The organism is Microcoleus sp. LEGE 07076, from assembly GCF_015207455.1.
In the GTDB taxonomy this organism is placed as follows: Bacteria; Cyanobacteriota; Cyanobacteriia; order Cyanobacteriales; family Microcoleaceae; genus Microcoleus.
The window spans coordinates 1-1,899 of sequence record NZ_JADEWV010000429.1 but is presented as its reverse complement, the minus strand read 5'-3'; the positions used below and the strand labels follow the sequence as shown (position 1 = coordinate 1,899).

General features: G+C 48.6%; 1 protein-coding gene. It reads left to right on the top strand.

Annotation, left to right across the window (positions count from 1 at the left end):
* Window positions 1-155: 155 nt before the first annotated feature.
* Window positions 156-1,899 (top strand): SIR2 family protein (locus IQ270_RS29960; RefSeq protein WP_193976732.1); only part of this gene is annotated, 1,744 nt, incomplete at its 3' end.

Sequence of the window (1,899 nt, the reverse complement as noted above, 5' to 3'; positions counted from 1 at the left end):
GTGACGCCATTCTGTTTGTCGGAGCGGGCCTTTCTTTCTTAGCTCGTAATATAAATGGCGTCAGTGTCCCCGAAACGCGAACGTTAAAAGACCTTCTTCTGGAGCAGGTTCCAGGTACTGGGTCCCACCATCCACTCGACCGAATCGCGGGAACTGTGAAACGCGACAAAGGAGTTGATTTTATCTATCAGATTATAAAAAATAATTTTGTGGTGGAATCGGTCGATCCTAGACTCATACATCTCTATGATGTGCCTTGGAAAAGAATCTACACGACGAACTATGACAACGCCGCAGAGATAGCCCGGCACGGTTTATACGCCGCGTCGTCGATAACGATGGAAGATCCTCAATCAAAGACAATAGCCGGCTCTGTCATACATTTAAACGGCTATGTCAAGAGGATCAGTCCGGCGGGCTTAGATTCCGAACTTCTTCTTACTGACGCTTCCTATGCCGCTTCACGACTGACTGATAGCGAGTGGCTTTCTTTTTTTGAGCATGATCTAACAACTTCCCGCGCAGTCGTGTTTGCGGGATACAGTTTATTTGATCTCGATATCGACCGAGCACTGCTATCTGACGTCTTGCTCTGTCGCAAAACATTCTTCTTCATCGCTCCCGGGGCGGACCGAATAGATGTGAGTACGATAGAGCGTTATGGGTCAGTAATTCCGGGTGGAATTGATGCGCTCGCTGCGAGCATTAGTAGCGTTCGAGTTAACTATAAGGTGCCGCAGTTTCCTGCCGCTTTTACGGCGCTTCGAGAGCTTGCGCCACCGCAGCATCCTGTTGACAGCAGACCTGCTGCTCAGCTTCTTTTAGAGCAATTGGTATATGGACGCTTTCCAGAGTCGGAGATACTTTCCAGCACTAAAGTGTTTGACGATCAAACATACTTGGTAACGCGGGAACAAGATAAAATCGCCCAAGAGGCGATCAAGACGGGGCATTGGCGAGATATTCTTTTTATCGGGGAGATGGCGTCTGGCAAGTCCGCAAGCACATTGACGCTATCGGCCTATTTACGGCAGCTAGGCTACCGCGTCTACTACGCAGTGAAACACAGTTCTCTCAAAGCAGATCTTCGCCGCATAAGTGGCTACGAAGAGAGAATAGCTATAATATTTGATGGCTATGCTCAATTTCGCGAGGAAATAACCGAATACTGCGCTCGGCGTCAGCCGGCGCACCGGATCGTTCTGTCGGAGTCGACTGCGCTACATGAGCTTATCCATGGATTCATCGATAAGACCCCTCATCTAGGTCCTACGCTTGAGGTTTCTCTAGACAAAATAGCCGAAGCGGATATCCCCGCCTTTGAGGCCCTTACCAATTTCGGTGGATTTTGGGGCGAAAGGGCCGGCGCAGGAGTGATGACTAGGCGTGGATACATCAAAACTCAGTTAGATGGCTCTCTTTATCGACTGCTTATCGAAATTATCGAGTCGGACAAGGTCCAACGTCAAATAAGCGAACTCCTTCAGCCACTTGCCAATGATGACAGAGGTTCTCAAGTTTTTTGTTCGGCCCTCATTGTCAATATGCTTGGCCTAACTTTCACTATTAGTGAGTGGCAGTACCTTTTCGATGCATCGATCGTGCGCCGTGTTCTGGCAAAATACGGAGACCAGCTGCGGCATTTCATCTTGAGCGACACGGATCGGATCTATGTCCGGAATGGAATATTAAGCGCTCGTATTCTTCACGCCTTCAAAGACGGCGAAATTATTCGGAACAGCCTGATTGGGCTTTACGATAGGGCACAGCGCTCGCGACGTGAGGAAGGAAAATGGCGCGACATAAATATCGCGCTTGTGAAGTTCAGCGAGATTGAGCCTATGTTTTACGGCGCGACAAAGACGTCCAATATTTTTAATTACTATGATGAAATAAGAG